Origin of the sequence: Geodermatophilus ruber (assembly GCF_900114385.1) — a bacterium.
GTDB lineage: Bacteria > Actinomycetota > Actinomycetes > Mycobacteriales > Geodermatophilaceae > Geodermatophilus > Geodermatophilus ruber.
In genome coordinates this window covers 87,290-114,059 of sequence record NZ_FOSW01000010.1, presented here as the reverse complement: position 1 = coordinate 114,059, position 26,770 = coordinate 87,290, and the positions used below count along the sequence as shown (strand labels likewise).

Annotated in this window: 22 protein-coding genes and 1 riboswitch; of the genes, 10 read left to right on the top strand and 12 right to left on the bottom strand. The window is 74.6% G+C overall.

Features of this window, described 5'->3' with window-relative positions; all coding sequences use genetic code 11:
- Together BMZ50_RS16275 and BMZ50_RS16270 are read left to right on the top strand one after the other, a co-directional pair.
- The gene (locus BMZ50_RS16275) at positions 1 to 1,164 is read left to right on the top strand and encodes a TRAFAC clade GTPase domain-containing protein (RefSeq protein ID WP_091326584.1); all 1,164 of its coding nucleotides are present in this window, start codon (positions 1 to 3) and stop codon (positions 1,162 to 1,164) included.
- Positions 1,161 to 2,855: a GAP1-N2 domain-containing protein gene (locus tag BMZ50_RS16270; RefSeq protein WP_143087200.1), complete on the top strand. Its 1,695-nt coding sequence runs from the start codon at positions 1,161 to 1,163 to the stop codon at positions 2,853 to 2,855. The genes BMZ50_RS16275 and BMZ50_RS16270 overlap by 4 nt, the downstream gene beginning before the upstream one ends.
- An 11-nt stretch (positions 2,856 to 2,866) precedes the next feature.
- Here the strand turns inward: BMZ50_RS16270 and BMZ50_RS16265 are convergent, their stop codons facing one another.
- Positions 2,867 to 5,206, bottom strand: a complete 2,340-nt coding sequence (locus BMZ50_RS16265) for a transketolase-like TK C-terminal-containing protein (RefSeq protein ID WP_091326579.1) — start codon at positions 5,204 to 5,206, stop codon at positions 2,867 to 2,869.
- A gap of 134 nt (positions 5,207 to 5,340) precedes the next feature.
- Here BMZ50_RS16265 and BMZ50_RS16260 point away from each other — a divergent pair, with 134 nt between their 5' ends.
- Together BMZ50_RS16260 and BMZ50_RS16255 are read left to right on the top strand one after the other, a co-directional pair.
- Complete coding sequence (locus BMZ50_RS16260) at positions 5,341 to 6,825, top strand: aldehyde dehydrogenase (protein ID WP_091326577.1); 1,485 nt, start codon at positions 5,341 to 5,343, stop codon at positions 6,823 to 6,825.
- A 70-nt stretch (positions 6,826 to 6,895) separates the two neighbouring features.
- Positions 6,896 to 8,059 carry an RtcB family protein gene (locus tag BMZ50_RS16255; RefSeq protein WP_091326574.1) on the top strand — a complete coding sequence of 388 codons (1,164 nt, stop codon included), beginning with the start codon at positions 6,896 to 6,898 and terminating at the stop codon, positions 8,057 to 8,059.
- Positions 8,060 to 8,242: 183 nt separating this feature from the next.
- Here BMZ50_RS16255 and BMZ50_RS16250 read toward each other — a convergent pair whose 3' ends face one another.
- The 3 genes from BMZ50_RS16250 to BMZ50_RS24305 form a co-directional block, all read right to left on the bottom strand.
- Positions 8,243 to 8,467 carry a hypothetical protein gene (locus tag BMZ50_RS16250; RefSeq protein ID WP_091326572.1) on the bottom strand — a complete coding sequence of 75 codons (225 nt, stop codon included), beginning with the start codon at positions 8,465 to 8,467 and terminating at the stop codon, positions 8,243 to 8,245.
- A 29-nt stretch (positions 8,468 to 8,496) separates the two neighbouring features.
- Positions 8,497 to 9,453, bottom strand: a complete 957-nt coding sequence (locus tag BMZ50_RS16245; RefSeq protein WP_091326569.1) for a D-2-hydroxyacid dehydrogenase family protein — start codon at positions 9,451 to 9,453, stop codon at positions 8,497 to 8,499.
- Positions 9,454 to 9,521: 68 nt separating this feature from the next.
- Complete coding sequence (locus BMZ50_RS24305) at positions 9,522 to 9,686, bottom strand: hypothetical protein (RefSeq protein ID WP_177212835.1); 165 nt, start codon at positions 9,684 to 9,686, stop codon at positions 9,522 to 9,524.
- 323 nt (positions 9,687 to 10,009) lie between these two features.
- Positions 10,010 to 10,164, top strand: a riboswitch (cyclic di-AMP (ydaO/yuaA leader).
- Positions 10,165 to 10,179: 15 nt separating this feature from the next.
- Here BMZ50_RS24305 and BMZ50_RS16240 point away from each other — a divergent pair.
- Positions 10,180 to 10,692, top strand: coding sequence for a C40 family peptidase (locus BMZ50_RS16240; RefSeq protein WP_091326567.1), 513 nt, complete (start codon positions 10,180 to 10,182; stop codon positions 10,690 to 10,692).
- A gap of 52 nt (positions 10,693 to 10,744) precedes the next feature.
- On the opposite strand, the gene BMZ50_RS16235 is transcribed toward BMZ50_RS16240, so the two are convergent.
- Positions 10,745 to 11,122, bottom strand: a complete 378-nt coding sequence (locus BMZ50_RS16235; RefSeq protein ID WP_091326565.1) for a hypothetical protein — start codon at positions 11,120 to 11,122, stop codon at positions 10,745 to 10,747.
- A 163-nt stretch (positions 11,123 to 11,285) separates the two neighbouring features.
- On the opposite strand from BMZ50_RS16235, the gene BMZ50_RS16230 reads away from it, so the two are divergent.
- Positions 11,286 to 12,674 (top strand): ADP-ribosylglycohydrolase family protein, encoded by a 1,389-nt coding sequence (locus BMZ50_RS16230; protein ID WP_177212834.1) that lies wholly within the window; start codon positions 11,286 to 11,288, stop codon positions 12,672 to 12,674.
- Between the two features lie 36 nt (positions 12,675 to 12,710).
- Here BMZ50_RS16230 and BMZ50_RS16225 read toward each other — a convergent pair whose 3' ends face one another.
- Positions 12,711 to 14,369 carry an NAD(P)/FAD-dependent oxidoreductase gene (locus BMZ50_RS16225; protein WP_091326561.1) on the bottom strand — a complete coding sequence of 553 codons (1,659 nt, stop codon included), beginning with the start codon at positions 14,367 to 14,369 and terminating at the stop codon, positions 12,711 to 12,713.
- Between the two features lie 118 nt (positions 14,370 to 14,487).
- Between BMZ50_RS16225 and BMZ50_RS16220 the strand changes: the two genes are divergently transcribed.
- Positions 14,488 to 15,063, top strand: coding sequence for a tetratricopeptide repeat protein (locus BMZ50_RS16220; protein WP_091326559.1), 576 nt, complete (start codon positions 14,488 to 14,490; stop codon positions 15,061 to 15,063).
- A gap of 56 nt (positions 15,064 to 15,119) precedes the next feature.
- A complete protein-coding gene (locus tag BMZ50_RS16215; protein ID WP_091326557.1) occupies positions 15,120 to 15,998 on the top strand; it encodes a sulfurtransferase in 879 nt (292 codons plus the stop codon).
- Positions 15,999 to 16,025: 27 nt separating this feature from the next.
- Here the strand turns inward: BMZ50_RS16215 and BMZ50_RS16210 are convergent, their stop codons facing one another.
- A complete protein-coding gene (locus BMZ50_RS16210; protein WP_091326747.1) occupies positions 16,026 to 17,234 on the bottom strand; it encodes an AI-2E family transporter in 1,209 nt (402 codons plus the stop codon).
- A 149-nt stretch (positions 17,235 to 17,383) separates the two neighbouring features.
- Here BMZ50_RS16210 and BMZ50_RS16205 point away from each other — a divergent pair, with 149 nt between their 5' ends.
- On the top strand, positions 17,384 to 17,794 hold the full coding sequence (locus BMZ50_RS16205; RefSeq protein ID WP_091326554.1) for a DUF4186 domain-containing protein: 411 nt from the start codon (positions 17,384 to 17,386) through the stop codon (positions 17,792 to 17,794).
- A 144-nt stretch (positions 17,795 to 17,938) separates the two neighbouring features.
- Here BMZ50_RS16205 and BMZ50_RS24300 read toward each other — a convergent pair whose 3' ends face one another.
- From BMZ50_RS24300 to BMZ50_RS16185, 5 genes are all read right to left on the bottom strand, one after another.
- A complete protein-coding gene (locus BMZ50_RS24300) occupies positions 17,939 to 18,103 on the bottom strand; it encodes a hypothetical protein (protein WP_177212833.1) in 165 nt (54 codons plus the stop codon).
- Positions 18,104 to 18,240: 137 nt separating this feature from the next.
- The gene (locus BMZ50_RS16200) at positions 18,241 to 21,489 is read right to left on the bottom strand and encodes a TM0106 family RecB-like putative nuclease (protein WP_091326552.1); all 3,249 of its coding nucleotides are present in this window, start codon (positions 21,487 to 21,489) and stop codon (positions 18,241 to 18,243) included.
- A gap of 204 nt (positions 21,490 to 21,693) precedes the next feature.
- The gene (locus BMZ50_RS16195; RefSeq protein ID WP_091326549.1) at positions 21,694 to 23,376 is read right to left on the bottom strand and encodes a CocE/NonD family hydrolase; all 1,683 of its coding nucleotides are present in this window, start codon (positions 23,374 to 23,376) and stop codon (positions 21,694 to 21,696) included.
- 292 nt (positions 23,377 to 23,668) lie between these two features.
- Complete coding sequence (locus BMZ50_RS16190) at positions 23,669 to 25,075, bottom strand: DUF4407 domain-containing protein (RefSeq protein ID WP_091326547.1); 1,407 nt, start codon at positions 25,073 to 25,075, stop codon at positions 23,669 to 23,671.
- 35 nt (positions 25,076 to 25,110) lie between these two features.
- On the bottom strand, positions 25,111 to 26,010 hold the full coding sequence (locus BMZ50_RS16185) for a hypothetical protein (RefSeq protein ID WP_091326545.1): 900 nt from the start codon (positions 26,008 to 26,010) through the stop codon (positions 25,111 to 25,113).
- A gap of 182 nt (positions 26,011 to 26,192) precedes the next feature.
- Here BMZ50_RS16185 and BMZ50_RS16180 point away from each other — a divergent pair, with 182 nt between their 5' ends.
- On the top strand, positions 26,193 to 26,711 hold the full coding sequence (locus BMZ50_RS16180; RefSeq protein ID WP_091326542.1) for an HAD domain-containing protein: 519 nt from the start codon (positions 26,193 to 26,195) through the stop codon (positions 26,709 to 26,711).
- Positions 26,712 to 26,770: the final 59 nt, after the last annotated feature.

Genomic DNA, 26,770 nt, shown 5'->3' with positions numbered 1-26,770 from the left:
ATGCCGCGCCGCGTCTGCCCCCGCTGCCTGGAGGCGCTGCACACCCCGGTGTGGCGCGACGCCGTCGGCCGCCCCCAGCCGCCGCCGGTGGCGCGGCGCACCCGGTGGCAGCGCTTCCTCGATCCGCTGCTGGGCGACGCGCCTCCAGCGCCCACGCCCAGGGCCGCCGCCGGCGCCGCGGCCGCGAACGTCAGCCCCACCTGCCCGAACGGGCACCGGCTGCCGCCGGCCTTCCTGGACCGGCCGGCCGCCGTCGTCGGCCTGGTCGGGCTGACCGGGGCGTCGAAGAGCACCTACCTGACCGTGCTGATCGACCTGCTGCACGAGGGGGCGCTGGCGCCGCTGGGGATCTCGGTGGAGATGGACGAGGACAGCGCGGCCCGCTTCGACGAGCACCGCTACCGGCTGATGGTGGAGCGGCGGCAGCTGCCCCTGACCCCGCCGCTGCTGGGCGCCGGCAGCTCACCGGAGCCGTTCGTGCTCGTGCTCCGCGGCCCCGGGCGGAGCGGCACCGAGCGGGCGATCAACCTGGTGTTCTTCGACGCCTCCGGCGAGCAGCTCTACCGCAGCGAGGACATGGGGCAGTACGGCAAGTTCCTCTACGCGACGTCCTCGGTGCTCGTGCTGCTCTCCCCCGGCGTCTTCCCGCGGCTGCGGCACCTGGCCGACCCCGGCGAGGAGGGCATGGGGCTGTCCCGGCACACCCAGATGGTGGTCAACCTGGCCACCCTGCTGCGCAGCGCGCGCAACCTGCACCCCGACAGCCACCTGGAGGGCGTCTCCACCGCGGTCGTCCTGAGCAAGGCGGACAAGGTGCGCGACGTCGAGGGCTTCCCGGCCGAGGTGCTGCGCGACGCCGACCTGGCGAGCATGCCGCTGGCCGCCTGCTTCGAGGACGTGCGGCGCACCAGCTCCCGGCTCGTGGACTTCCTCGAGGTCAACGGGGGCTCCAACCTGCTGACCGCCGTGCTCAACCGGCTTCCGCAGCCGACCGTGCACGCGGTGTCGGCCACCGGCGCCGACGCGCGCGACGGCGGCTACCCGCGGATCGCCCCGGTGGGTTGCCTGGAGCCGCTGCTGGTGCTGCTGGCCCGGCACGGCTTCCTCACCGACGAGGGGCTGGACCCGGAGGAGTCCACCGCCCGCGGCGAGTGGTCGCGGTGAGCGGCCGCGCCTGCCCGCAGGCGGTCTACACCTCCGCCCGGCGGACGCTGGAGGGCCCGGGCTTCGGCGTGTTCGCGCTGTCCCCGGACTGGCCGGCGGAGCTGGGCCGCACCCGCACCGCCCTGGGCGCGTTGGTCGGCTTCGCCGCCGAGGCCGGTGAGGCGTTCGGCGTCGTGCAGCGGGACGCCGGGCGGGTGCTGTTCCGGAAGGTCGCCGTCCGCGCGGACGGCTTCGGCCGGGACGGCAACTACCTGGTCCACCTGCTGTGGGACGACAGCGACCGGCTCGGGGTGCGCGACCTGCTCGGGCTGCGCCGGGCCGGCCGGTTCCTCGACGCGCTGCCCGACGGCGCGTCGCCGACGCGCGACCTCCCGCCGCTGCGGGTGCCGTTCGCGCCGCGGACGCCGCCGGCGCTGACCACCGACGAGATCGAGGCCCTCACCCCCGGCCTGGCGCTGCTGCTGGCCGCGCTCGCCGCCGGGGAGGGCGCCGTCGCCCTCCCGCGGCGGACGGCGGCCGGCCGCGCCCCGGCCGACGTCGTCTTCGACGTGCTGCCCCGGGCGCTGACCGCGGCGGTGACGCTGCGCTGCGGCGCACCGGGGGACGCCGGGGACCGCGCGGCGGTCACGGTGCAGCTCGACGACGTCCCGGTCGCGCGGGCCGCCGCGGGCGGGCGGCGGCTGGCCGCGGAGGCGATCGACACCGAGCGCGCCCGCACCCTGCTGGAGGCGGCCAGCAAGGGCGAGCTGCCCCCGGACGAGTGCGCCGACCTGCACCGGCTGGACCGCTGGCTGTTCGCCGGCACGTGGGCCGAGCAGGACGCCGCCGAGCTGACCGCGGAGCAGGTGGCCTGCGTGCTGGAGTCCGACGCCGCGCCGCGCTGGCTGGACCGCGGCGGCAACGCCCGCGCCGCGCTGGACGCCGTCGCCACCAGCCGGCCGCTCGGCGCGGCGCTGCGGGCGGCGGTCGAGCGGCACCCGGGGGCGGCCGCCCGCGTTCGCGCGGAGGTGCTGCGGGCGCTGCTCGACGAGGTCTTCGACGGCGCTGCGGGCCCGGAGGAGCAGGCGGTGGAGCTGGCCGGGCTGACCCAGGGCGACCTGTGCGCCGCGCTGGCCGACGCCGCCGCCGCCGGCCGGCGGATCGCGCACCTGGACCCCGCGGCCGGGCTGCTGGTGGAGCAGGCGCTGAGCCTGGGCTTCCCGCTCCCGCTGCTCTCGCTCACCGGCGACCACTGGGAGCTGGCGCTGCTGGCCGGCCGCCGCCCGGTGGTCGGTGACGCGCTGGCGGAGCAGTGGCGGGCGTCCTGGACCGCCTGGGACGAGCAGCACCGCGCGCTGCTCGGGCACCTGCTCGTGGCCGACGTCGGCTGGCTGGACCGGCTGGCCGACGCCGTCCCGCCGTCGGGGCTGCCGGCGGTGCTGCGGTGGGCGTCGCTGCGGCTGGACGTCCCGGGGGTGGAGCGGCTGGCGGCGGCGGTCGCCACGGGGGCGACCGCCGGCAACGGGTGGGCGCTGCGGGAGGTCGTGTTCGGCGCGGAGCTGCCGCCGGCCGAGGTCGCCGGCATCCTCGACCGGCACCTGGCGCTGCTGCTGGCCGACGACGGCTGGCCGCGCGCGGTGGCCGAGGCGCTGGCCCGCGGGCCCGCCGACGGCACCCCGGCGCGCCGCGGCCGCAGGTCCCGCCGCGGCTGACCGGGGGCGGATCAGTCGACGAGGTCGAGGGCCACACCCACCACCGACTCGGTGTCCAGCCCGTGGTGCCGGTAGACGCTGGCCAGGTCGCCGCTCTGCCCGAACGACGTCACGCCCAGGTGCGCGGCCGGCACCCCGCGCACCCCCGCGAGGAACGCCAGCGTGTGCGGGTGCCCGTCGAGCACGGTCACCATCGGCGCCGCCCGGTCGGCCGGGAAGGCCGTGTCGAGCACCCAGCCCGGCGCGTCGTCCAGGCCGCGCCGGGCCCGCAGCGCCCGGAACAGCAGCCCCGGGCTGGTCACGCAGACGACGTCGGCGGGGAAGCCGAGTCCGGCCAGCCGGTCGGCGGCGGCGAGCACCTCGGGCACCACGGCGCCCATGGCGACCAGGGTGACCGCCGGGCGCGGCGTCCGCCGCAGGGGGTAGGCGCCGGCGACCACCTGCCGCCGGCGCCGTTCGCGCGCCGCCGGGTCCTCCGGGACGGCGGCCAGCGCCTGGTCGACCGGCCGGGTGGACAGCCGCAGGTACGCCGAGCTGCCGCCGGGCTTGCCGAGCTGCGCCATCGCGGCGAGCAGGCACCACTCGGTGTCCAGGGCGAACGCCGGCTCGTAGGTGACGCAGCCGGGCTGCTCCAGGCCGATCGAGGGGGTCGTGATGGACTGGTGCGCGCCGCCCTCCGGCGCGAGCGTCACCCCGGACGGCGTGCCGACCAGGATCGACTGCCCGCCGGCGTAGATGCCGAACGACCAGGGCTCCAGCGCCCGCTCGACGAACGGGTCGTACAGCACGCCGATGGGCAGCAACGGCTGGCCCCAGCGGCTCCAGGTGGCCCCCAGCTCGCTGATCGCGCCGACCAGGTTGGTCTCGGCGATGCCGAGCTCGATGTGCTGCCCGGTGGGCCGTTCCCGCCAGTGCAGGATCGTCTCGGCGTCGTCGGCGAACCAGTCGCGGCGGTCCTCGTGCGACCAGACGCCGACCTTGTTCACCCAGCCGCCGAGGTTGGTGCTGGAGCTGACGTCGGGGCTGACGGTCACCACGCGGCGGCCCACCTCGGGAGCGGCCCGGTGCAGGTCGAGCAGGGTCCGGCCGAGCGCCGCCTGGGTGGTCGCCGTCCCGTGCGGGGTGCGCCCGAGGTCCCCGGGCACCGCCGGGACCTGCTCCGCGGAGAGCGCGGTGCGGCGCAGCCGCCGTGCCGCGTCGGCGAGCAGCCGGCCGGGTGCGCTGTCGGCGGCGAAGGCGACCCACGGGTCGGCCGGGTCGGTGCCCAGCCGCTCCGCCAGCTCGCCCAGCTGCGCCTCGGTGAGCAGCGCGGAGTGGTTCTGCGGGTGGGCTTCGGTGGCCAGGCCGTATCCCTTGAGCGTGTAGGCGAGGATCACCGTCGGGCGGGTGTCGTCGATCTGCGCGAAGGCCTCGCGGAGCGCACCGAGGTCGTGCCCGCCCAGGTTGCGCACCGCTGCGGCCAGCTCCGCGTCGGGCACGTCCGCGACCAGCGCGGCGATCGCGTCGGCATCGGGCCCGGTGCCGGTGAGCGCGGTGCGCAGCTCGGCGGGCGAGCGGCGCAGCATCCGCTGGTACTCCGCGTTGGACATCTCGTCGATCCGGGCGCGCAGCGCGGCGCCGCCCGGCCGCGTGAACAGCTCCTCGAGCAGCCGGCCGTACTTGACGGTGAGCACCTGCCAGCCGGCCGCGGCGAACATGCCCTGCAGGCGGGGCGCGCCGAAGGTGGGGACGACGCGGTCCAGCGACTGCCGGTTGAGGTCGACCACCCACACGACCTCGCCGAGCTCGGCGACCATCGGGTCGAGCACCGCCTCCCACACGGCGCCCTCGTCGAGCTCGGCGTCCCCGACCAGCGACCACTGCCGGCCGGTGCCGCCCGCGCCCAGCTGGGTGTTGACGTAGCGGCGGGCCAGGGCACCCCAGATCGGCGCCGTCGCGCCGATGCCCACCGACCCGGTGGAGTAGTCGGCGGGCACCGGGTCCTTGAGGCGGCTGGGGTAGCTCTGCAGCCCGCCGAACTCGCGCAGCGTGGTCAGGTAGGACCGGTCGAGCTGACCGAGCAGGTACTCCAGCGCATGCAGCACCGGCGAGGCGTGCGGCTTGACCGACACCCGGTCCTCGGCGCGCAGCTGCTCCAGCCACAGCGCCGTCATGATCGTGACCATCGACGCGCTGGACGCCTGGTGCCCGCCGACCTTGAGCCCGCCCGGGTTCGGCCGCACCCGGTTGGCGTGGTCGACGATCGCGGTCGCCAGCCACAGCACCCGCTGCTCGACGGCCCGCAGGGCCCGGTCCCGCTCGGCCTCCTGCGGCCGCACGCCGAGCCCGCTCCGGGCGTCCGTTCCGCTCATGGGTCGCGCTCCTCGGTACTCGTCGGCCGGCGTGCGACGGCCGTCCCCGGGCGCGCCGCGCGCCGATGCCTGGCGCCGGCGGCGGCCGGAAGGTGTTCTACACCCCACCACACAGCACCGAGGGGAGACCGCCGATGACCGCCACCGGTGAGCTGGAGGAGTTCAGGCTCTTCATCGACGGTAAGCCCGTCGACGCGCTGTCGGGTCGGACGTTCGAGTCGCAGGACCCCTACCTCGGGCGTCCCTGGGCCCGGATCGCCGACGGCGGTGCCGAGGACGTCGACCGCGCCGTCGCCGCCGCCCGCGCCGCGTTCGACGGCGAGTGGGGGTCGCTGACCGGCTTCCAGCGGGCGGCGGTGATGCGGACCTGCGCCGAGGCGATCGCCGACTCCGCCGAGCGGCTGGCGCTGCTGGAGGTGCGCGACTCCGGCAAGCTGCTGCGGGAGATGCGCGGGCAGCTGCAGGTGCTGCCGCAGTGGTTCCTGTACTTCTCCGGGCTGGCCGACAAGCTGGAGGGGCGCACCGTCCCGCCGGTCAACCCCGCCTACTTCGGCTACACCCGGCGCGAGCCGGTCGGGGTGGTCGCGGCGATCACGCCGTGGAACTCGCCGCTGCTGCTGCTCACCTGGAAGCTCGCGCCGGCCCTGGCCGCGGGCAACACGATGGTGGCGAAGCCCTCGGAGCACTCCCCCGCATCGACCGTCGCCTTCGCGCAGGTGCTGCACGAGGCGGGGCTGCCCGCCGGCGTCCTCAACGTCGTCACCGGCTGGGACCGGTCCACCGGCGCGGCACTGGCCGGGCACCGCGGCGTGGACAAGGTCGCCTTCACCGGCTCGACGGCCACCGGGGTCCAGGTCGCGCAGGCGGCCGCGGCCAACGTCAACCGGGTGACGCTGGAGCTGGGTGGCAAGAGCCCCCAGCTGGTCTTCCCGGACGCCGACCTGGACGCGGCCGCCAACGGGCTGGTCGCCGGCGTCTTCGCGGCCGCGGGGCAGACCTGCATGGCCGGCTCCCGGCTGCTGGTCCACGCGGACGTGCACGACGCGCTGGTCGAGAAGATCGTCGCCCGGGCGAACACCATCGCGCTGGGCGACCCGACCGATCCCGACACCGAGATGGGGCCGGTCGCCAACCGGCCGCAGTACGAGAAGGTGCTCCGTCACCTGAAGGGCGCGCGCGAGGAGGGGGCCACCTTCGCCTGCGGCGGCGAGCCGGCGGCCGGCCCCGACGGGCTGTTCGTCCGCCCCACGGTCGTCACCGGCGTGACCCCCGAGCACACGATCGTGCGCGAGGAGGTGTTCGGGCCGGTGCTCGCCGTCGTCCCCTTCACCTCCGAGGAGGAGGCGCTGGCGATGGCCAACGACACCCCCTACGGCCTGGCCGGTGCGGTCTGGACCACGGACGTGCACCGCGCGCACCGGGTCGCGGCGAGGCTGCGCGCCGGCACCGTGTGGATCAACGCCTACCGGGTGGTCGCGCCGAACATGCCCTTCGGCGGCTTCGGGGCCAGCGGCCTCGGCCGGGAGAACGGCATCGAGGCGCTGCACGAGTACACCGAGACGAAGTCGGTCCTCGTCGAGCTCACCGGCGGCACCCGGGACCCGTTCCAGCTCGGCTGATCTCCTCCGCCGCTGCGGCTGGTCCGACGCCGGCGGGAGTCCGGCGGGCCCCCGCGGGTACCGGCGGGGCGTGGAGAAGATCAACGACCGCCTGTACAACTGGGCGTCGATCCTGGAGCCGACCACCCGCCTGCAGGCCGAGCGGACGGCGTCCCTGCCCTTCATGTACCCCCACGTGGCGCTGATGCCCGACGCGCACCTGGGCAAGGGCGCGACGGTGGGGTCGGTGATCCCGACCGACGGCGCGATCATCCCGGCGGCGGTGGGGGTGGACATCGGTTGCGGGATGAACGCGGTGCGGACCCAGTTCACCGCCGACGACCTGGGCGGGCGCAACCTGGCGGTGCTGCACGAGCAGGTCTCGCGGGCGATCCCGCTGTCGGCCGGGCACCACAACCGCAAGGTGCGGGACACCGCGGCCGGGCGGGTCGCCGAGCTGCGCGACCTGCCCGGGGCGGGGCAGGCGGACGCCGCCGCGCCGAACTGGCCGCTGCAGCTGGGCTCGCTGGGCTCGGGCAACCACTTCATCGAGGTGTCGCTGGACGAGGCCGACCGGGTGTGGCTGTTCCTGCACTCGGGCTCGCGCGGGGTGGGCAACAAGCTGGCGTCCAGGCACATCCGGGTGGCGCAGGAGCGGGCGCGGGCCGAGCACCTCGACCTGCCCGACCGCGACCTGGCCTGGCTGGAGGAGGGCGAGCCCACGTTCGACGCGTACATCGAGGCGCTGCGGTGGGCGCAGCGGTTCGCCTTCCTCAACCGCGCGGAGATGATGGACCGCCTCGCCGAGCAGGTCTCCCGGTTCCTGGGCATCGAGGTGGAGCGGCGCACCGAGATCTCCTGCCACCACAACTACACCGAGCGGGAGACCCACTTCGGCCGCGAGGTGTGGCTGACCCGCAAGGGCGCGATCGCCGCGTACGAGGGGCAGGACGGGCTCATCCCCGGGTCGATGGGGGCGGCGTCCTACGTCGTCGTCGGCAAGGGCAACGAGATGGCGCTGAAGTCCGCACCGCACGGGGCCGGCCGCAACCACTCGCGGGGCGAGGCGCGGCGGATGTTCAGCCGGGCCGACCTGGACCGGCGGATGGCGGGCATCGCGTGGGGCCGGTCGGACGCGTTCCTCGACGAGCACCCGGACGCCTACAAGCCCATCGATCGAGTGATGGCCGACGCCGCCGATCTGGTCGAGCCGCGCCACACGCTGCGCCAGATCGTGAACGTGAAGGGCGACTGAGCCGGGCGGCAACGTGGTCTGCGGAAGCTCGTGCTCTGCCCACCGTGGTGGGCAGAGCACGAGCTTCCGCGGAGGACCCACTGGGGGCCGGGGTAGCGCGACCCGGTGAGGACGCCGGCGACGCGGCGAAACACGTGGCCGCCCGGCACTGCCGGCCGTGGGAACGGTTGGCCAGGGGTGGTGTCAGCTCCGGTCGTCCCCGACCGGCGGGTCGTCCGGGTTCGGCACGCCGCTGCCGGGCTCGCCGGGGTGGCGGGACATCTCGCCCTCCCGCGCGGCCCGCGGCTCCTGCTGGGGAGGCGGCGGCCCGACCTCGCCGGGCGCGGGCTTCTCGCCCGGGAGGACGTCGTCGTCCGGCGGCTTGTTGACGCCGCCGTGGGGGCGACCGGTCATGTTGCCCTCGGTCATCGCGGGCCTCCTCGTGCTCGCCCTCCTGGCTACCTGGGCGGGAGAACTCGAACCGGTGCGCCGTGGAGCCAGGCGGCGACGTCCTCGACGGCGTCGCGGAAGAAGATCGCGTAGGTGTCCCGGGTGACGTAGCCCAGGTGCGGGGTGAGGACGGCCCGGGGTTCCCGCCGCAGCGGGTGGTCGGGCGGGAGGGGCTCGCGGTCGTAGACGTCGAGGCCGGCGCCGGCGATGCGGCCGTAGCGCAGCGCGTGGAGCAGGGCGGCCTCGTCGACGATGGGGCCGCGGGAGGTGTTGACCAGGATCCCGGTGGGCTTCATGCGGGTCAGCTCGTCGCGCCCGACGAGGCCGCGGGTGCGGTCGGAGAGCGCCAGGTGGAGGGTGACGACGTCGGCGGTGGCGAACAGCTCCTCCTTGCCGACCCGGCGGACCCCGGCCTCGGCGGCGCGCTCGTCGGTGAGGTTCGGGCTCCAGGCGACGACGTCCATCTCGAAGGCCTGCCCGAGGCGGGCCACCCGGGTGCCGAGCCGGCCGAGGCCGACGACGCCGAGGCGGGCGCCGGCGAGGTCGGCGCCGAGGGTGTGCTGCCAGCCGCCGGCCCGCATGGCGGCGTCCTCCTGCGGCACGTGCCGGGCCACCGCGAGGATCAGCGCCCAGGTGAGCTCGACCGGGCCCGAGGCGCGGGAGCGCGTGCCGCAGACGGTGATGCCGCGCTCGGTGGCCGCCAGGACGTCGATGGCGGCGTTGCGCGGGCCGGTGGTGACCAGCAGCCGCAGGTTCGGCAGCCGCTCGAGGAGGCTGCGCGGGAACGGGGTGCGCTCGCGCATGGCCACGACGATGTCGAAGGGTTCCAGCCGCTGCACGAGGGCGTCCTCGTCGACGAGGTGGTCGGCGAAGTAGGTGACCTCGGCCGGTTCGGGGAGCTGGGTCCAGTCGCAGAAGTCGGCGGCGACGGCCTGGTAGTCGTCGAGGACGGCGATGCGGTGCACGGTGCCCCTGTCCGCGTGCAGCGGCCCCCGCCCGGCGGGTGCCGAGCGGGGGCCGCCGTGCGCCTGGTTCAGCGGGGGAAGCCCTTGCCGTAGCCCTTCCCGCCGCCCTTCTGCTTGGCCTGGAAGTCGGAGATGAACTTCTTGATCTTCTCCTGGTTGTGCGGCTTGCGGGCCTCCTGGAAGACCTTCGCCGCGATTCCGGACGCCAGCACCTTCCGGAGCATGCCTGCCATCGTCTACCTCCTCGTCGGTTGACCGTGATCGTGCCCGCCCAACGCTCCGGCCAACCCTTCCGGTTCCACCACTCATTGCTGTGGATCAGGTACGTGTTGTGACGGCGCTCCGTGAGCGACGACTTTGGTCCCTACTTTCTGACCTGGGCGTTCGTGCTCGCAGGGCGGTGACCCTCCGTCGTCCTCAGAGGTGGGGGTGGGGTTTCCCGGTGCGACCGCCGTCGTCCCCCCGAGGTGCTTGAAGCACGCAGGGACCTTGGGCCCCGTCTTACCTTCGATCTCAGTCCGGACGGGGCCCTTAGTCACTGGTCCGTAGTGACCTCCGTCGGACACCGCCGAACTGGGCGTCGGCCCTCTGCCGACGCCGGACCGGGGACCCACCGCAGCACTGGGGTGAAGCGCAGCCTTTTTCAGGCTGCGCCGGGCGACCTCCCCGCCCGAACCCGTCAGCTAACTCGGTAGGCGGACGGAAGGAACAGGAGAACCGTCGTCGATGACGACTGCCCGCAAGTCCGTCGCCCGTAGCTCGCTCCGCGGTGCCGCCGTCGCCCTCATGGCCACTGCCGGCATCGCCCTGACCACCCTGCCGGCCTCCGCCAACGCGGGCGGGGGTGGCGGCGCCGCCGTCGCCGCCGCTCCGGCCGCCGCCTCCAGCGGCAAGGCACAGATCGCCGTCAACACCGCCCTGGCCCAGCGGGGCGACCCCTACGTCTGGGGCGCGACCGGCCCGAACGCCTTCGACTGCTCGGGGCTGACCACCTTCGCCTACAAGGCGGCGGGCATCACCATCCCGCGCACCTCCAAGGCGCAGGCCGGCTTCGGCACCCCGGTGTCCAAGGCCGCCCTCCAGCCCGGTGACCTGGTCTTCTTCAACAGCCCGGTGAGCCACGTCGGCATGTACATCGGCAACGGCCAGATGGTGCACGCCCCGACCCCCGGCCAGACGGTCAAGACCATCAAGCTCGACTCGATGCCCGGCTTCGTCGGCGCGCGTCGCATCGCCTGATGCACCGCTGCCCCGGCCGCTCGTCTTCGAGCGGCCGGGGCAGCGCTGTTCCTCAGTCCTGCCGGCAGCTCTCGGTGACCTCGTCGGCGGGCTGCAGCGAGAAGACGGCGCCCCGGTCGCGCGGCCAGGAGCGGAGGAACAGCACGCCGTGGTGCGTGTTGAGCAGCGCCTCCGGTCCGGTGGCGCGAGTCACCTCGGTGATCCGCGCGGCCTCGTGGTTGCGGTAGCGGCGCAGCTCGTCGCCGGCCGCCACCGTGACGACGTCCCCGACGGCGCCCATGACGATGACCGGCAGCCGGTGCTCGTCCGGGCCGCTCTGCGCGAGCTGGACGAGCACCGGGTGCGGCGCGTGCCCGCGGGCGTAGCGCCGGCACGTGCTCGTCGAGTCGACCCGGCACGCGGCGGGATGCGGCTCGAGGTGGTCGGACATCTGCGGCTCCCCCGGGGTCTGCACTCGACTCTCAGCGAAGCACGGTCATGTCCCGTCGGTGCGGGGAACTAACGCCTGTGACGGACAAGTCCCCCGTGTGGGTGTCCGCCGGAGTGTGGCCGCGGCGGAGTTTCCCTCGCAGGATGCCCGAGTGATCCCGCGCATGCACCGTTCGCACCGCGTCGCCGGCGCGCTGGTCGGCTCGGCCGTCGGCGACGCCCTGGGCGCCCCCTTCGAGTTCGGCCCGGCCGGCCGGTTCTCGGCGCGTTTTCCCTCCCCGGCGCGGGGCGCGCACACCGAGATGTGCGGCGGCGGCTCGCTCGGGTGGGAGCCCGGTGAGTTCACCGACGACACGCAGATGGCGCTGCTCGTCGCGACCTCCCTGGTCGAGCGCGACGGCCTGGACGAGGCCGACCTGTTCGACCGGTTCCGCGGGTGGGCGGCCGCGGATCCCCCGGACGTCGGCGTCCAGACCCGCGCCGTCCTCGGCTCCGGGCTCGCCTGGGACGCCGCCGCGGCCGAGCACTTCCGCCGGACCGGCCGCGCGGCCGGCAACGGGTCCCTGATGCGCACGACGCCCGCGGCGATCCGGTTCGCCCGCGAGGGCCGCGCGGCCACGCTGGACGCCGCCCGCCGGATCTCGGCGCTGACCCACGGCGACCCGGCCACCGGTGAGGGCTGCGCGATCTTCCACGAGCTGATGCGGGTCGCGCTCGAGGGCGAGGACCCGCTGGCCTTCCTCCCCTTCGCGCTCATCGCGGTGCCGGCCGAGCACCGGGCGCGGTGGGCCGCCGTCCTGGCGGAGGACTGGACGCCGGAGCAGGCGACGGAGTCCAACGGCGCGGTGTGGCCGACGCTCGGCCAGGCGGTGTGGGCGCTGCGCCACGGCCGGGACTTCGCCGAGGTGCTGCGGCTGGTCATCGACCTGGGCGGGGACACCGACACGGTGGCCGCGGTGGCCGGCGGGCTGGCCGGGGCGGTGTTCGGGATGGGCGGCATCCCGATGCGGTGGGCGTCGGTCGTGCACGGCCGCATCCCCGGCCACGGCAACCGGCTGTGGCGGCTGGCCGACCTGCAGCAGCTGGCGGCCGCGCTCGACGGCGGCGTGCAGCAGAGCTACGACCCGGGGGTGATCCCGCGGATCGGGCCCGCCGAGGTCCTGCCGGGCATCTGGGCCGGCAACCTCGACGGCGCCCGCTACAGCGAGGGCGACTTCGCCGTCATCTCGCTGTGCCGGCTGGGCGATCCGTTCCCGCACCCGGTTCATCGGCTGGCCTACCTGGCCGACAACGAGCACAACGCCGACATCGACGCGGTGCTGGCCGACATCCTCGACGACATGGCCGCGCTGCGCGCCGAGGGGCACCGGCTGCTCGTGCACTGCCACGGCGGCGCCTCGCGGACCGGGTTGGTGCTGCGCGGCTGGCTGGTGCGCGAGGAGGGGATGTCGGTCCAGGCGGCGACGGCGCACGTCGCCGAGCGGTGGCCGCACCTGGGCCTGTGGAACGACAGCTTCACCGCCGCGCTGCACCGCCTCCGGCCGGACGGCTGAGGCGGCCACCGGCGCCGCTTCCCGTGTCCGCGGGGGTCACACGGCGAGCAGCCGGTGGGCGAGCTGGATCGCGATCGAGCCCTCGCCGACGGCGGAGGCCACGCGCTTCACCGAGCCGTGCCGGACGTCGCCGGCCGCGAGGACTCCCGGAACGCTCGCCTCCAGCGCCAGGGCCGGGCGCCCGAACCCCAGGAGCGCCTCGGCGCTCAGGTCCGCCCCGGTCATGACGAAGCCGGCGGGGTCCCGCTCGACCGTCGGGGGCAGCCACTCGGTGTGCGGCCGGGCCCCGATCATCAGGAAGAGCGCGTAGGCGCTGACGGTCTCCTCCGCGCCGTCCGCGCGGTCGCGCAGCACCAGGTGCTCCAGCCGGCCGTCGCCGCCGCCGTCGACGACCTCGGTCGACGTCCGGACCTCGATGTTCGGGGCCTCCTCGACCTCGCGGACGAGGTAGTGCGACATCCCGGCGTCGAGCCGGGCGGCCCGTACCAGCAGCGTGACCCGCTTGGCGTAGCGGGCCAGGTGGAGGGCGGCCTGCCCGGCGGAGTTCGCGCCGCCGACGATGTAGACCTCCTCCCCCGCCACCAGCGGTGCCTCGGAGGCGGCGGCGCTGTAGAAGACGCCGGCCCCGCGCAGCGCCTCGAGCGGCTCGACGCCGAGGCGGCGGTAGCTGGCGCCCATCGCCAGGACGACGGCGCGGGCCACCACGACCCCGCCGGTGTCCAGGCCGACGACGATGCCGTCGCGCTCGCGCGCCAGCTGCGTGACCTGCTGCATGAAGGCGAAGCGGGCGCCGAAGACCCACGCCTGCTGATAGGCCCGGCGGGCCAGGTCCGCGCCGCTGAGGCCCCTCGGAAAGCCCAGGTAGTTGCGGATCGACGAGCTCGCCGTGGCCTGCCCGCCGATGCTGCCCGAGTCGATGACGAGGGTGCGCAGCCCCTCTGAGGCGCCGTAGACGGCCGCGGAGAGGCCGGCGGGTCCGCAGCCGACGATCACCAGGTCGTACCGGTCCCCCGAGGGGTCGATCGCCGTCCCGGACGCCCGCGCGATGTCGGCGTCGCTGGGGTCCTCCATGACCCGCCCGTCGGGCATGACGAGGACCGGCAGCTTCCCGCTCGCGCCGGCACCGGCGAGGACGGCGCGCCCCTCGTCGGAACCGGCCAGGTGGAAGCGGTGCGGCATCGCGCACCGCCCGAGCACCTCGCGCAGCTCGTACGCCCGGCCCGACCAGGTCTCCCCGACCACCTCGATCGTGTGCGGGGCGAGGCGGCGGGCCTCGGCCCAGGCGAGCAGGAAGCTCGCGACGGCCTGGTGGAACTGCTCGTCCGGTGGCGAGGCCGGCCGCACCAGGTACTGGTCCATGCGGCCGCGGGCGATCGCCTCGAAGATCGCATCACCGGTGTCCGGCTCCCCCAGGTGGCCCCACCCGATGAGCAGGGCGCGCTGGGCGTGCGGGAACAGCCGCCGCACCTCCGCCAGCACCTCCGCGCCGGGTGCCCCCGCGACCGCCTCGCCGGCGAGCACCAGGGCGACGTCCTCGCCGGCCGCCGCCAGCTCCTCCAGCGCGACGAGCGCCTCGTCCGGCGAGCTCAGGCAGCAGACGCGGTAGTCGGGCTCGTACCGTTTGCGCAGCTCGCGCTCGACGTCGCGCAGCAGGTCAGGATCGTCGTCGACGGCGACCAGCAAGGGACTGCCCATGCGCCTCGAGCGTAGGAACGGACCGCTACGGCACCAGGGTCGAACGCACCTCGTTGCCCCTCCGCAACGGCGAGCGCCGGCTCGGCCGTGCCGGCGGTCGCGGCCCTACGGTCAGCGCATGCGTGGCCCGCTGAGCCTGGACGACGTCGAGGAACTGGACCTGGCCGTCCGGACGCCGGAGCAGTGCCGGGCGACGGCCGCCCGGCTGGTGACGTGGTCGGAGCAGCCCCACCCGGAGGACGACGCGGAGGTCACCCCGGCGATGCTGCTGGTGCACGCCGGGGAGCTGCTGGCCATGGTCGGGGACCACGAGGCCGCCCTCGACCTGTATCGCCGCGCGATCCGCGCGGAGGGCGACGTCGTCCCGGACGTCCGCTGCTACCTCCACCACGGCCTGATCGCGGTCGGTGACGTCGACGCGGCCCGCCGGCTCGCCGAGGAGGTCCGGCGCTCCCGGCCGACCGACGCGGACGTCTACCTGCTGATCGCTGAGGACTACGAGGCCGCCGGTGACCTCGCCGCGGCCAACCGATGGATGAGCCTGGGGCTGCGCTGGCTCCTCGAGGGGCTCGAGACCGACAGCGAGGACCCTCCCGGCAGGAGGGCGACGATGTTCCTCAGGGCTCGTCGACGGATCCGGCAGGCGCTCGGGTTCGCGCCCGACGAGCTCGACGGCCTCCTGCCGCCGCCCTGACAGCAGACCGTCAGCGCCAACTGCTGCGCGCGCAGCCCTCGATCAGGAGGAGCACGATGACCACCGAGAAGACCACCACCACGCCACTCGTCGTCGACGTCGACTGGCTGGCCGCCCACAAGGACGACCCAGGCGTCGTCGTCGTCGACGCGACGACGTTCCTCACCTTCCCGGAGGGCGACGGCTACTACGACGTCGAGTCCGGCCGTGAGGCCTACCGCAAGGGCCACGTCCCTGGGGCGGTGTTCGCCGACCTCCTCCACGACCTCGCCGACGAGGCCGCGCCCACGACGTTCACCGCGCTGGACTCGGAGACGTTCGCCCAGCGGATCGGCCGGCTCGGCATCGGCAACGACCACGTGGTGATCTACGACCAGGGAGCGCTCATGTGGGCCACCCGCCTGTGGTGGAACCTGCGCTTCGAGGGCTTCGACAACGTCTCCGTTCTCGAGGGCGGCTTCCCCGCCTGGCGGGACGCCGGCCTGCCGGTGGCCACCGGGGACGAGACGCGCGAGCCGAAGGCGTTCACCGCGCGCCGGCGTCCGGAGCTGCGGGCGGACGTAGAGCGGGTGCTCGCCGCCACGCAGGCCGACGGCACCCTGCTGGTGAACGTGCTGGACCCGGAGACCTTCCGCGGCGAGCGGGTGACCTACGCCCGACCCGGGCACATCCCCGCGTCGAGGAACGTCCCCGCGATGTCGCTGTACAGCGCCCCGGGCCAGGTGGCGACGCCGGAGCAGATCCGGGAGGCATTCGCCGGGACCGGGGCGCTCGATGACGACAGGCAGGTCATCACCTACTGCGGCTCGGGGATCGCGGCGACCTACAGCGCCTTCTCGCTCGCCCGCCTGGGCCGTGACGACGTCGCCGTCTACGACGGCTCGATGACCGAGTGGGCGGCGAACCGGGACCTGCCGCTCGAGACCGGAGAGTGACTGCCCGCGGATGGTGACCCCCACGCGTCAGGCGCCGTCCTCGGCGTCCGGCTGTTCGCGCACCTCCTGCGCCGGCGCGCCGGCGGGTACGGCCGCGTCACCCGGGGCCAAGCGTGGCGTGGGGACCGACCGCCGGGCGCGGTCTCGCCTCCGGCCCTCCCGGGCCGGGCGCTTGCCTGCACGGTCGGCGCCCGACGCCCCTGCCAGCAGCGTCCTGGCCCACCGTCGGTCCGGGTCCTGGGCGACCAGGACGGCGACCACGAGGAGCGTCAACGGGATCGCCAGGACCGCGCCGAGGGGTCCGAGGACGACCGTCCACACGATGACGGACAGGAAGGTCAGGGTCACCGAGAGGCCGACGACGTCCCCGACGACGAGCGGCTGGAGGACCGACTGGAGGACGAAGTTGACCACGACGTAGATGACGACCACGAGGACCGCCGTCCCTGGCCCGCCGACGAGGAGAGCGAGGATCGTCGGCGGCGCCAGGCCGAGGAAGAACCCGATGTTCGGCACGTAGTTGGTGAGGAACGACAGCAGGCCCCACAGCAGGGCCAGCGGGATCCCGAGGACGACGAGGGCGATCGTGTCCACCACGGCGACGGCGAAGCCGAACACGGTCGTCGTCACCAGGTAGCGCCGGGTGTTCCTCGCGAAGTCATCGAGGGCCGCGCGGAGACGCGACGTCCCGGGAACCTCGGCCAGTCGCTCCGGCATGCCGGTCGCGTCGACGGCCATGAAGACGACGGTCGCCAGCACCAGGGCGAGCGCGCCGACCGCGAGGGCCGTCCTCGACAGCACGCTGACGAGCGCGGAGAGGACCGTCCCCAGCTGCACGGAGTGGAGTGCCTGTTCCACCTGTTGCCGGCCGATCCCCGCACCAGCCAGGGCGGAGCGCAGCCCGTCCAGCATGTGCTGCCACTCGTCGGAGTACTCCGGCAGCACGGTCGCGAGCCGGCCGACGGAGACGATGAGGGCGAGCGCGAAGGCGATCAGCCCGCCGTTGACGACGAGCACGGCCACCGCGACGGCGAGTCCCCGCCGCATCCCGCGGCGGACCAGCGCGCCGACGAGCGGGTGGACCGTGACGGTCAGGACGAAGGCCAGGACGACGGGGCCCAGGATCGGCGCAGCGGCGCGGATGCCCCAGAGCGCGACGGCCGTGCCGGCCACGCCGAGCACGACGGTGAGCCACAGCGGAAGGGTGCGTCGGATCTCGACCTCGGGTTCGGCCATGCCCTCACGGTCGACGCCACGAGCGGCCCCGGCGTCACCTCGCAGGGGTGAGCCGCCGGTCGGACGCAGCAGGCCGGTTCGCAGCCGCGCCGGGACCCGGCCGGTCTTCTCCTCGTCGTCGGCCACCGTGCCGTGCCTAGTCTGGGGGCGTGCCCGACCGCGCCGAGATCGATGAACGGATCGACCGCGCGAGCGCGCGGCCTTTCGGGCGGCGGTTCCACCTGCGCGGGCGCGAGCGGGCCACGGCTGAGCTGCGCGGTCCGCAGACGATGCGGGCTCACGCCGCGGAGATCATCGCCGAGCGGCTGGCGCCGGCCGAGCCCCGCAACGACGGCCGGCAGACCCCCTACCGCAACCACCCGGTCTTCGTGGCCCAGCACGCCACCGCGACCTGCTGCCGCAGCTGCCTGGAGACGTGGCACGGCATCGCCAAGGGGCAACGGCTCGACCGCGCCGAGCGGTCCTACGTGGTCGAGGTGATCGGGCGCTGGATCGACCGCGAGCTGGCGACCTCCCTCGAAGGTCGGGACCCCGGGAGCTCCACCTCACGCCGATCGTGAAGGTGGCGCGGCGTTCCTGGCCTCAGCGGTCAAGCGCCCCGCGGCATCATCCGGGCGTCGGGGCGAACGCTCGCCCGCAGCAGCGCGCGACGGCTGAGCACGGCCCGTGTCCGCCGCCGCTGGGCCCTCGTTCGCCCCGGAGGGTCACCACGCACCCTTCTCCGACTGCGGTTCGGGAACGGGGGGCCGCCGCCGGAAGCCGGGGTCGGACCGCTGCGTCATCTCGAGCTCGCCGTCGTCCTCGGCCGCGTGCCGGCCGACCCAGGGCAGCTTGAACTCCGCCGTCTCGTCGAGCAGGTGCTTGCCCACGATGCCGTCCTTTCACGCTCGGTCATGGACAGCCTACGTACCGGAACCGGCTCCCACAGGGGCGTGCCGGGAGCGCGAAACGGACGTGGTGCCCGGGGCGAGCGGGCCACCGAACATGCAGCGGGCTGAGCCCGCGGTCAGCCGACGACGGTCGCCATTTCGACGAGCCGGCACAGCGCGTTGACCTGACGCAGCTGCTCCGGCGTGCGGACGGCGGCGTCCAGCAGCTGCTCGCTCATGACCACGACGGCCAGCGCCTTGGCCCGCGACACCGCCACGTTGAGCCGGTTCAGGTCGTAGAGGAACGAGACCCCGCGGGGGGCGTCCTCGGCGCTGGTCGACGTCATCGAGTAGACGACGACCGGCGCCTCCTGGCCCTGGAACTTGTCCACGGTGCCGACCCGCGCGCCGTCCGGCAGCAGGCTTCGAATGCGCGCGACCTGGTTGTTGTACGGCGCGACGACCAGCACGTCCTCGGGCCCGATCGGCCGCTCGACCAGCTCGTGGTCGACCCAGACGACGCCCTGCAGCGACCGCCACAGCTCCGCCACGGCGGCCGCCTCGTCGTCCGATGCGGCCGCCGCCGGCTTCGTATGCGCGACGAACCGGACGGCGAGGCCGCTGGCCCAGCCGCGCACCGCGATCCGCTCGCGGTCGGCCGCCGACTCCAGCCGCCCCTCATAGGCCAGGTCGGAGACGAACGCGGTCAGCGCCGGGTGCATCCGGTAGGTCCGGTCGAGGAAGACGCCGCGGTCCTCGGGCACGGTCGGGTGCCCCTCCAGCAGGTGCTCCAACGCGGAGAGCCCCGACTCCCCCGGGTGCACGGCCTGCGTCGGCTGCGCCAGCTGCTGCGGGTCACCGAGCAGCACCAGGGAACGGGCCGAGCGGGCGACGGCGACCGCGTTGGCCAGCGAGAACTGCCCCGCCTCGTCGACCACCAGGACGTCGACCGCCTCGGCGAAATCCGGCCGGCACCAGAACCAGGCCGTCCCGCCGACCAGCGACGCCGACCCGTCCAGCAGCCGGGAGGCCACCTCGCCCGAGTCCTTCGACCACTCGACGTCCGGCGCCCCGCAGGCCTGGTGCTCCTCGCACTTCTGCAGCGCCGGGCGGCCCACGGCACGCAGCACGTTGCCGATCACCGCGTGGGAGGTCGCCGTGACGCCGACCTTCTTGCCGGCGTCGAGCAGCGCGCGGATCAGCCGCGAGGCCGCCCGCGTCTTGCCGCTGCCGGGCGGCCCCTGCACGGCGAGCACCTGCCCCTCAAGCTCCAGCCCGAGCCGGACGACGGCGTCCCCGGCCTCCTCCCCCGGCAGCCGCCGGCAGTCGGCCGGGACGACGCGGTCGAGCAGCGCCCGCCCGAGGCAGGGCCGGCCGGCGAGGACGTCGTCCGCGGTCGCGGCGATCGCCGCCCGCATGGCCTTGTCGTCCAGCGGGCCCTCCGGGCCGAGGCCGCGCGGCGGCGCCGGCGGCTTGGCGCTCTTGACCACGACCCGGCCGGCGACGGCGTCGATCTCGCGTACCTCGCCGACCCGGACGCGGGTGTCGACGTCGAACGCCACGGACTTGACCGACAGCTTGGTGTCCTGCGGCGGGAAGGTGAACTCGTAGAGCTTGCTGCGCTTCTCGGTGCCGATCTCGGCGCCGCCGGAGAGCGCGCCGAGCGCGGTGCGGTCCTCGACGAGCTGCTCGTCCTCCAGCTCGCCGCGGCTGAAGAACTCCCACCAGCCAGGCCGGGCCTCGCGTCGGTGCCACTGCACCAGGTCGCCGAGCAGCGGGTGGCCCGTGTCCTGCAGCCGCTCGACCAGCGCCAGCTCGGTGACCTCGGCGTCCGACCGCGGCGCCGGGGCGTCGATCTCGGACAGCATCGGGCGCGGCAGCTCACCGTGCTCGGCCTCCAGCTCGGCGCGCTGGGTCTCCAGCCAGTCGTGCAGCTCGCGGGTGGAGTCGACGTCGTCCCGGTTGTAGTCGTGGATGGCCTGCAGGCGGGCCGGGTCGCGGTCGGCCAGCCACTGCTCGTACTCGACGACGCTGGACATCGCGTCGGCGACGTCGCCGGTGTGCTCGCGCCCGTAGAAGGCCTCGACCTTCTTGATCGAGTAGGACTCCTTGCTGATCCGCATCGACTGGCGGACGACCGGATAGAGGTCGACGAACCGCTCGGCGCGCAGCAGCTGGTCCAGCTCGGCCTCGCGGACGCCGTACCGGCCGGTGAGCCGCTTGAGCGCGCTGACCTCGTAGGCGGCGTAGTGGTAGACGTGCATGCCGGGGTCGGCGCGCCAGGCCTCGACGATGCGGTCGATGAGGTCCTCGACCATGCGGCGCTCCTCGGCGGCGTCGTGCGCCCAGAGGGCGGTGAACCGGCCCTCCCGGTCGCCGAGGCCGGCCAGGTACTCCAGCCCCTCGCCGTCGCCGGCCAGCGGGTCGCCCTCGAAGTCGAGGTAGAGGTCGCCGGGGCTGGGCGCGGGGAGGCGCAGCAGGCCCTGGGCCGGCTGGGGTGCCAGCAGGGTGCGGGTCGGCTCGCCTGCGCGGCGGCCGCGGAGCTGCTCGCGGGCCTGGTCCCGCAGCCGCTCGCGGGTGCCTCGGCTGATGCCGGTGGCCTTGAGGGTCTCGTCGTCGGCCGCGGCGAGCTGCTCGAGGGTGGCGACCCCGGCGTCGAGGAGGGCGGCGCGCTGGTCGCGGCGCATGCCGGCGACCAGGCTGAGGTCGTCGCCGGTGCGCAGCTCGTCGGCGCAGCGGGCCTGCCAGGTGCACTGGTCGCAGTGCGCGATCGGCACGGGGCCGGTGGATGGGACGTCGTCGACGAACTGCTCGAGGCGGGTGCGGGCGCGGCGGGCGTAGGCGGCGACGTCGACCAGCCGCCAGGGACGGGTCTCGCCGTCGCCGGTGACGACGCTGATGCGCTCGGGCGTGCGGCCCTGCAGGGTGGCCAGCCGGTCGGCGTAGGTGGCCATCTGCAGCAGCGCCGGCACCTTGATCCGGCGGGCCAGCTTGGCGTCGGCCACCTCGTAGGACCAGTCGCCGAGGTCGGACGGCTCGTCGATGCGCAGCAGGAAGTCGGCCTGGCCGCCCCAGGTGCCGTCGAACAGGGTCGCCTGGTGGATGACGTCGACCCCGGCGCGCATCGCCTCGACGGTGGCCGCCTCGCTGCGGCGGCCCTGCAGCCGGACCGTCGTCAGGCCCTGCTCCTCCAGCGACTCCAGGTAGCGCAGCTCGTGGGCCAGGCCGAGGTCGGCGACGAGCACCGTCTGATCACTCGCCCCCTCGGCCGGCGGCTGCAACCCGCCGCCGGCGACGGCGAGATTGAGCGCGGTGAGGTGGTGGCACTCCTGGTGCCGGGTCAGGTCGCTGGGGCTGAGGACCAGCCGCCCGTCGACGCGGTACACGGCTCAGTTCTCGTTCGAGCGGACGGCGGCGGGCAGGGATGAGTGCGACAACGTTCCCCCGTGGTGCAGCGTGCAGAGCCTCGAGGAGGCTGTCACGGAGGGCGCCGTGCCGGCAGGTGCCGCGCCGTGGCAGGCCACCCGGGCGGACAGCATCGCCGTCCGCGACCGCCTGCCCTGAGATTCTGGGGCGCCCGTGCAGCCCGGTCAGCCGGTCGGCAGGGTGATCTGCGACGGCGACGCGGCGGAGTGTCCGATCCGGTGGGTCACCGGCACCCCGCGGGTGGCCCGGCCGGGCGGCTCGCCGGTGCCGAGGTTGCGCGCGTAGCGCGGATGGGCCCCGCCGGAGACCTGCAGCCGGATGCGGTGGCCGGCGAGGAAGCGGTGCGCGGTGTCGGGCAGGGTCGCCTCGACGGTCCGCTCCCCCGCTCGTGGTTCCTCCCCCTCGGCCGGGTCGAGCCGGACCAGCCGGTCGGTGACGTTGACCGACCGGCCCCGCGGGTCGACGTCGCACAGCCGGAGGAAGACGTCGGCGTACGGGTTGTCCGAGGTGAGGAACAGCCGCACCCGCGCACCGCCGAGCAGGTCGACCGGTGTCTCCAGCGGCGCGGTGGTGAAGGTGCGGACGTCGGCCCGCGCCTCCAGCCGGCGGTTGTCCCGCCGCCCGGCGCGGCGGGCCAGAGCCCGGCCGCCGACCGACGGGGTGGGGTCCATCGGGTCGTACCGGAAGGTGGTCGCCGCGCCGGTCTCGGTCGGCGGTTGGTCGGCCAGCCGGCCTCTCGAGCCCAGGAACCAGGTGCGGTCGATGCGCCCGGCCGGCGGCCAGTCCGGCATTCCGCGCAGCTCGCGCGCGCCCGTGACATACACCCGTACCCGGTCCGGCCGGGGCCCTGGCGGCGCGCCGTCAACCGGTAGGTGCCTGCGCAGCCAGGCCAGGCTCGCCGAGGTGGTGACCGCGGTGTCGAGGCCCAGGTGGGCCCACGGTCCGACGACCAGCTCGACGTCGACCCCGCGGTCGCGGAGGGCGGCGTACTGGAACAGCGTCTGCTCCAGGAACCAGTCCTGCCAGCCGCCGATGAGCAGGGCCGGGACGGTCGAGGAGTGCACGGCCGGGGTCGCCCGGTAGCGGTCCCAGTAGGGGTCGGCGAGGTCCGGGTGGGCGAGCCACTCGTCGAACCACGGCGCCGGCGTCCCGCCGAAGCGCTCGGCCAGCCCCTGCAGCGGCAGCCGGTGCAGGTGCGGGGCGAGCCGCCGCTCCGCCGTCATCAGCCGGAGCGTCCCGCGCACCACCCCGAAGCGCTCCTGGTGGGCGATCAGCTCGGTCCAGGTGGCCAGGTTGAGCAGCTGGAAGGCGCCGTCGATCATTCCGGCCGCGGCGAGGTCGTGCGGCCCGAGCTGGAGGACCATCCCCTTCAGCTCGGGCGGCGGGTCGAGCGCCAGGGCCCACTGGGTGTAGGCGAGGTAGCTGGGGCCGAGCGTCGCCAGCCGCCCGTCGAACCAGGGCTGGTCGCGGAGCCACGCGACGGTGTCCTGACCGTCGTGCTCCTCGTTGACGACAGGCGCGAACTCGCCGCCGGAGCCGAACGTGCCGCGCACGCTCTGCAGCAGCACCGCGTAGCCGCGCGCCGCGTACGGCAGCGCCATGGCGACGGTGGAGACGGGGCCGCGGCCATAGGGCGTCCGCAGCAGGACGGTCGGGTGCGGACCGCCGGTCGCCGGCAGGTGGACGTCGGCGCGGAGGACGGCGCCGTCGCGCATCGGCACGCCGACGTCCCGCAGCAGCCGCACCGGCCCGGTCGGCGCCGGCAGCCGCCAGCGGCGGCCCAGCGCTCTGCCGGCGAACCGGACGGTGCGGGACAGCGGCTGCCCCGACACGTCGATCTGGGTCACGAGCGCTCCTGGTGAGGGCCGACGGCGCGGACCTCGCCGGTAGCCACGGGTCCTCGCAGGTACCCCGGATACGGGGACGCCGACCCATTCCGGACGGAGGAGCCCATATGCGTGGTGCTCGACCTCGCGCGGGCCGGCGCGATCCACATGGAGGTCGAGCGGTACTCACTCGAGAGGTACCCGCGGCCTACCGCAAGCTGCACGAGGGCACGGTGGGCGGCCGCGCCGTCGTCGTTCCCGGGGAGTGACGCGCCGGGAGGCGGTCACCTGGCCGCCTCCCGGGTCGCAGGACTCAAACGGGAGCCGACGACGAGCCGGCCAGCCGGCTGTCCTGCGGGTCCTCGGAGCCGAACGAGTCGGTCGAGTACAGGGAGTCGAGGTCGTCGGCGGAGGAAGCCCCTCGCGACGCCGTCGTCCGCCCGAGCTGCTCGTCCCGCCAGCGGTGCACGCCGTCGCGGGTGACGTCCAGTTGGGCGTCGAGGACCATGCCCGTGGCCCGGGACTCCGCCTCCAGCGTCCTGGCCGCCCGGGCCTCCGCGGCCGCCAGCGCCGAGCGGGCCAGCGTCTCAGCCTCCTCGTACTCGGTCTGCAGACGCAGCCGGATGCGCTGCTCGACCTTCTCCTCCTCGAGCGAGACGAGCCGCTCGTAGAGGGACGGCGGCGCCAGCGCGAGCATCGTCTTGAAGATGATCGGCAGGCACTCCAGCGCGGTCATGAAGAGGAACAGCAGCAGGTGCGCCGTGTGCAGCACGGGGTCGGCGTCGCTGATGCGCCCGAGCGCGGCCAGCCGGGCCAGGATCCCGTCGCTGTCTCCGACGGCCGCCCGGTGGTCGGCGATCTCCCGCGCCCGCTGCTCCTCGATGTCCGCGAGGTCTGCCCGGAGGTCCGCCAGGTCCGCCTGAGCGTCCGCGTTCTCGCGCTCGTCCTGCTGCTGGCGCTGCTCAACCACCTGGGGCTTCAGCTCCTCAATCTGCCGGCTCAGGTCGTCCCGCTCCGCGCGCAGCCGGTCCCGTTCGGCGATCTTCTGCTCTGCGGCGGCCGCGATCCCCGGGACGCCCGTGCCGCAGGTGCCGTCGATCTCGCACTGCACTGCTGCGGCCGCCTCGTTGTACTGCCGGGTGACCTCATCCAGCCGCCGCTGCAGGTCCGCGACGGCCGGGTCGCTGTTGACGTCGGCCTCGGTGGGGTCCTCTCTCAGCTCGCGCTCCAGGTCCGTGATCTGCTCACGCATCTCCGGCAGCCGGCCGTAACGGCTGTCCCGCTCGAGCTGGTCGTTGAAGGCCGCCTCGTCCTCGGCCGCCATGACCTGGACCTCGGTGCTGATCTCCGCGCTGAACACGGCCAGCGTGAGCGGGGTCGAAATGACCGCGCCGATGAGCACGGCGAGGAGAACGCGCGGGAGCGCCATCGCGATGGTGCCCAGCTTGGTCTTGAGCCGCGGGGTCGAGACGACGAGCCAGCGGTCCAGGTTGAGGATGACCAGGCCCCAGGCAACCCCGCCGAGGACGGCGAACGGCCACCAGAAGTGCAGAGCGAGGTGCAGGGCGTAGGACGCCGACACCGCGGCGATGGCGGCCGTGGAGAGGAGCACCGCGCCCATCGCGACCTGCTTGGTGCGCTCCTTGGGTGCGTCGCGCAGGACGTCGCGGTTCGCACCCGAGACCGTGAGCAGCTGCTCGGCGATGGCGCGCCGGGTCACCCGGCGGCGAACCGACGACCGTTCCGTCCTCACTGTCACTTCGCCTCGCCCTCACCGTTGCGACCCACTCGCCGCAGGCCGTCGACGACCGGCGCCGGCACGCCCACGAACCGCGGGGAGGCCTCGAGGCGCGGCCGCAGGCTGTCCTGCGTCGTCCAGAAGGCGTCGAGCCGCTGGGTGATCGGCGGGGGTGCGCCGACCGTGGCCACGACGTCGGCCCGGAGGGCCACCGGAGGCGGTGACGCCACGGTGGGCAGGTCGAGCTGCGGCACGGCCATGGCCACGACGGCGGCGGTGGCCACGGGCGTCGTCCCGTGCCGGTTGCGTCCGATCACCTCGATCCGCCGGGTGGAGTCGACGCGGACGAGGGCCTGGCCGCAGGCCGGGTAGCCGCTCCGGCCGTCGACGGCGACGTCCCGGGCGTGCTCGAAGCACCAGGTGACACTCACGTCCGAACCGGGGCGGACGATCGTGTGGCTCACCGACAGTGCGCGCAGCACCGGCGCCTGCTCGACCGGCGTCTCGGCGTCTACTCGTACGCCGTGCCGGCAGGCGACGGCCGCGGGGACGTCCCCGGCTTCGTCAGCAGCGGCACCCTGCTGGGCCTCGGCCTCGCGCCAGTCCCGGATCCAGCGGTCGGTCCAGGGCAGCGGCGAGGACGGCTGTGCGGCGCTGTGCGCCGTCCCGCCTCGTGCCGGCCGGGCGCCGGCGTCCAGCCGCCGCCAGCCCCGGGCGCGCAGCCATGCGAGGAGGAGCAGGAGGAGGAAGGACCAGAGGAAGGCCTCGGCGAGGTCCTTGAGGAAACCCGCGACGCGGTCGGCCTCGAGCTGCCCGCTCCACTCGGTGTTGTTGCTCAGCGCCACGAGGCCTGCGACGAGCATGACCAGCGCCCAGCCGATGACCAGCGGATCACGCCGCAGTGGTTCCCGGAACATGTCTCCCCCGTTGCGCGGCGTGACCGCGCCTGTCCCCCGTGCGCCGATGCGTTCTCTCGAACACGATCGACTCCTGACCCTCAGTGTCACGGTGCGTAACCGGCGGACGAAAGGCCCGTCACCCGAAGGTGCGAGCGCAGGGGTACGGACGACCCAGCGGCATCGGGCTGGAGGTGATCCCCGTGGCAGAGAGCGACGACGTCCCGATCCTGCTGCTGGACGTCGACGGCGTGCTCAACGCGGCCCGGGTGGACCTGCCTCAGGGGTGGAAGCGGGGGACCTTCAACGGGTTCGTGCTGTCGTGGGACCCGACGGTCACGGCTCGGCTGCGGGAGCTGCACGAGTCCGGCCGGGTGGAGATCCAGTGGCTGAGCACGTGGGCCGGGGACGCCGACCGCCTGCTGGCCGAGCCGATGGGGCTGCCGCGCGGGCTGAAGGTGCACGCCCGGGAGGAAGCCGCGCCGACCGGGTTCCTCGGGGTCTTCGGTGGCCAGGCGGGTTGGCGGAAGCTCGACCTCGCCCGCGCGGTGGCCGAGGCGGAGCCCGACCGGCGCATCGTGTGGATCGACGACGACCTGGCGATGCAGGCCGCCGACACCGGCGGGTGGCTGGCCGCCCATCCGCACGTGCTGGTGGTCGCGCCGGATCTGTTCGTCGGGCTCACCCACGAGCAACTCGATGAGATCGAAGCGTGGCTGTAAGGGCTATCGAGCACTCCCCTCGGTGAGCCGAGGCGGAGGTTGATCAGCCCCGACTGGGG